Source organism: uncultured Cetobacterium sp. (genome assembly GCF_947039425.1).
GTDB lineage: Bacteria > Fusobacteriota > Fusobacteriia > Fusobacteriales > Fusobacteriaceae > Cetobacterium_A.
Genome location: NZ_CAMQYW010000195.1, coordinates 1 through 3,725, shown reverse-complemented (window position 1 = coordinate 3,725; position 3,725 = coordinate 1). Strand labels below are relative to the sequence as shown.

Sequence of the window (3,725 nt, the reverse complement as noted above, 5' to 3'; positions counted from 1 at the left end):
TAAAAAAAGAAAGCTTTATTTCAATAGATGGCTTTCCTAAAATACCAATTATGGAAGATTTTGAATTTTCACTAAAAATAAAAAAAATAGGTAAAATGAAATTATTAAAATCTAAAATAGGAACATCCTCTCGTCGTTTTACAAAGGGGGGGATTTTTAAAACTTTTCTTTTAATGCAAAAAATGAAACTCCTTTATTTAGCAGGTGTTTCTCCAGATAAATTAAATAAAATGTATAGAGAGGTCCGTTAAAATGAATGCAATGGTTATAATGACAAGAATACCTGTTCCAAATAAAACTAAAACAAGACTGTTAACTATTTTAACTCCACAAGAGTGTGCTCATATTCATATGGCTTTTTTAAAGGATATTATAAAAACTTGTTCAAATATAGAAAATACAGATCTTTATATTTTCTATGGTAATGAGGGTCCCTTAAATATAATAGATAATCTATTAAAAGATAATATAAAAGTTTTTCCACAAAAAGGAATAGATCTTGGAGAAAAAATGAAAAATATTTTTTCAGAACTTTTTCAAAAAGGATATACTAAAGTAGTTCTTATGGGAGCTGATATTCCTGAAGTAAAAAAAGAAGATATTGATAATGCCTTTTTGAAACTTCAAAATAAAGATATTGTTTTTGGTCCTACATTAGATGGAGGATATTACTTAGTTGGAATGAATAAACTTTATCCTTTAATTTTTAATTCAAATATTAAATGGGGAACTCCAGAAGTTTTCCAAGAAACTATTAACTCTATTAGAGAAAGTGGCTTAAAAGTGGATACTATTTCAACTCATGAAGATATTGATACTAAAGAGGATCTTCTAAGTTTTAATAAAAGAATTGAAAAAAATGACTTATGTAAAAATACTAAAATATATATTGATGAAAATATTAAGGAGAAATTAATATGTCAGAAAAATTAATAAAAGAGATTTATGAATATATTGAAACTTCATCTTTAAAAAAAGAGTTACATTTAGAAAACAATTTTACTTTGTCTTTTCTTGCTCAAGGAGAATATAATAAAAACTATATTTTACAAGACAATAAAAATAAATATGTTTTTAGATTAAATACTGGAAGTCAAATAGGAGTTTCTAATCAAATTGAATATGAATATAGAGCCTTAAAAAGACTAGAAGAATCAGGTTATACACCTAAGGTTCATTTTGTTGATGGAAGCCTTAAAAAACTAAATTCAGGAATTCTTGTTATGGATTTTTTAGAAGGAAGACCTTTAGAATATAACTTAGATTTAGAAAAAGCTGGAGAGATATTTTCTGGGATTCATTCTTTAAAAATAAAAGAAAATGATTTTAATTATTTAATAACAGAAAACTATATTTTTAGTGATCGTATTAAAGAAGGTAAAAACCTTTTAAAAGATATTTGGGATTCTCCACTTATTCCAAAAGAAATTAAAGTTTTTTTTGAAAAATTTCTTAATTGGTGTGAAAATAATGCTTCAAAAGAGAGATTTTTTATAGAGGACCCTTGGAAGGCTATAAATAATACAGAGGTAAACTCTCATAATTTTATAATTGGAGATGAACGAAGCTATCTTATAGATTGGGAAAAACCTGTTATTAGTGACCCTTGTCAAGATATTACACAGTTCTTAGCTCCAACTACAACTCTTTGGAGAACAGATACTATTTTGTCTCAAGAGGAAATAAATATGTTTTATAAAGTTTATAAAAAAAACTTTCCTAACAAAAATATTAGAGAAAGAGTAAATATGTATACTCCATATCTATATTTAAGAGCTCTTAGTTGGTGTGCCTTTGCATATTTAGAATATCAAAATCCAAATAAAGATATAAAGAATCCAGAAACATATGAAAAAATAAAGTCTTATTTAGATGTTAATTTTATGAATAATCTTTTAAAAGATTGGAATATATAGGGGGAAAAAATGAAAAAAAAAGTTATATTTGACTGTGATAATACTATGGGGATAATTGAAAAAGATGTGGATGATGGTTTAACTCTTTTATATCTTTTAGGAAGAGATGATATAGAGCTTTTAGGCCTTACACTTACATATGGTAATAGTTCATTGGAAGATGTAAAAAAAGCTACATACTCCCTTTTAGACCAATTAAACATTAAAGATTTAAAAGTCTTTTCTGATAAAGAGGCTTCTATTTTTTTAACTGAACAAAGTGAAAAATATAAAGATGAGCTTATTGTTTTAGCAACTGGCTCTATGACAAATCTTCATTCTGCTTATAATTATAATAATAATTTTTATAAAAATCTTAAAGAGATTTATCTCATGGGTGGAATTATAAAACCTCTTGTTATAAATAATGTTGAAGTTAAAGAATTAAATTTTGCATGTAATCCAGAAGCAGCATATAATGTTCTTACATCACCTTGTAAAATTTCAATTTTAAATGGTCATACTACTGCTAATGCTATATTTGGTTTAAATGAATTAGAAACTCTTTACAAAAAAGAAGGTGAAATTTATAGAGTTATTGAAAAATCTATTGAACATTGGGTTGATAGAATTTATAAAAAATTCAATATAGAAGGGTTTTGTAATTGGGATATGGCAGCAGCTATTTATATTAGTCATAAAGAACTCTTTTCAAATGAAGAAGTTTCAATAAATCCTACTATTGAAAGTTTAAAAAGTGGAGATTTAAATTTAGATATTAATGGTTCAAAAAAAATTATTATGCCTGAAACTATAAAAGATTTAGATAAGTTTAATTCTATAATTTTTCAAGCTTTTGAAAATTTTAATAAAAGATGTAACCACTCTTAATTGAGTAGTTGCATCTATTTTGAAAAAAGAATATTTTCCCTCTTTAAGAAATCTAAAACTTCATCTCCTAAAACAGTAATATAACTTTTCTTAATCTCAATAACCTCCATAATTCTAATTAAATTTTGTGGTTTGAAATTTATTAACTCATCATCATATAAATTCATTATAACCTTTAAAACTTTTTGATGTTCTTGTCTTAAATGGGGATATATAAGATATAAAGTATTTAGATAGGTTGAACTTTTACAGTGCATCTCTCTTATTTTTTTAAACTTTTTAGGATTTGAAAAATAATCTAAAAGGATTATATGCAAATCTGAATAATTTCTCACCTTAGTATCCATAACTCCTCCAATATTTTTAATTTAATTTTAATTTATTTATATGTTGCTTTGTTATCTCTATATTATTATAAGCCATTTCATAATCTGGTTTTAGTTCTATTGCCTTTTTATAATCATCTATTGCTTCTTCATAATATCCTAAATTATATTTACAAAGTCCTCTACAATAGTATGAAAAAGGTGAACTTGGTTTACACTCAATTGATTTTGTATAATCTTTTATAGCCTTTCTATATTCCTTTAAATTATGATAAGCAAGACCTCTATTATAATAACCTATTGAACACTCTGGATTTACTTCAATAAATTTATTATATTCGTCTATTGCTTCTTGAAATTTATTTAATTTATATTTGGTGACTCCCCTATGTATATATTTTTTTGAATCTTCAATTTCTCTAGTATTCATATTCATTTTATCCTCCGTTTTATCAATTATACAAAAAAACAATTCACACAAAGTTTTCATACTTTGTGTGAAAAGTTTATATAGCACTTTAATTATATACCTATTTTATTAAAAAACCTAGTTTCCCAATAATATTTTCCTCTACTTTTACAATATATTCATCAAATACATTTTTATCATTTA

Annotated in this window: 5 protein-coding genes and 1 pseudogene; 4 read left to right on the top strand and 2 right to left on the bottom strand. The window is 24.7% G+C overall.

Annotated elements, in window-relative coordinates; genetic code table 11:
- The 4 genes and pseudogenes from Q0V09_RS08985 to Q0V09_RS08970 all read left to right on the top strand — a co-directional run.
- A pseudogene (locus tag Q0V09_RS08985) lies at positions 1-251 on the top strand (hypothetical protein); the annotation flags it as partial.
- A gap of 1 nt (position 252) precedes the next feature.
- Positions 253-933 carry a TIGR04282 family arsenosugar biosynthesis glycosyltransferase gene (locus Q0V09_RS08980; protein WP_297406343.1) on the top strand — a complete coding sequence of 227 codons (681 nt, stop codon included), beginning with the start codon at positions 253-255 and terminating at the stop codon, positions 931-933.
- Positions 918-1,916, top strand: a complete 999-nt coding sequence (locus tag Q0V09_RS08975; RefSeq protein ID WP_297488696.1) for a phosphotransferase — start codon at positions 918-920, stop codon at positions 1,914-1,916. The genes Q0V09_RS08980 and Q0V09_RS08975 overlap by 16 nt, the downstream gene beginning before the upstream one ends.
- Positions 1,917-1,925: 9 nt before the next feature.
- A complete protein-coding gene (locus tag Q0V09_RS08970) occupies positions 1,926-2,786 on the top strand; it encodes a nucleoside hydrolase (protein ID WP_297488693.1) in 861 nt (286 codons plus the stop codon).
- 14 nt (positions 2,787-2,800) lie between these two features.
- Here the strand turns inward: Q0V09_RS08970 and Q0V09_RS08965 are convergent, their stop codons facing one another.
- A complete protein-coding gene (locus tag Q0V09_RS08965; protein ID WP_297406348.1) occupies positions 2,801-3,133 on the bottom strand; it encodes a hypothetical protein in 333 nt (110 codons plus the stop codon).
- A gap of 16 nt (positions 3,134-3,149) precedes the next feature.
- Complete coding sequence (locus Q0V09_RS08960) at positions 3,150-3,548, bottom strand: tetratricopeptide repeat protein (RefSeq protein ID WP_297406349.1); 399 nt, start codon at positions 3,546-3,548, stop codon at positions 3,150-3,152.
- Positions 3,549-3,725 lie beyond the last annotated feature (177 nt).

Bases quoted from the DNA above. Each gene is read 5' to 3' on its own strand.
- Q0V09_RS08980 (WP_297406343.1), top strand. From the start codon at position 253: ATGAATGCAATGGTTATAATGACAAGAATACCTGTTCCAAATAAAACT.
- Q0V09_RS08975 (WP_297488696.1), top strand. From the start codon at position 918: ATGTCAGAAAAATTAATAAAAGAGATTTATGAATATATTGAAACTTCA.
- Q0V09_RS08970 (WP_297488693.1), top strand. From the start codon at position 1,926: ATGAAAAAAAAAGTTATATTTGACTGTGATAATACTATGGGGATAATT.
- Q0V09_RS08965 (WP_297406348.1), bottom strand. From the start codon at position 3,133: ATGGATACTAAGGTGAGAAATTATTCAGATTTGCATATAATCCTTTTA.
- Q0V09_RS08960 (WP_297406349.1), bottom strand. From the start codon at position 3,548: ATGAATATGAATACTAGAGAAATTGAAGATTCAAAAAAATATATACAT.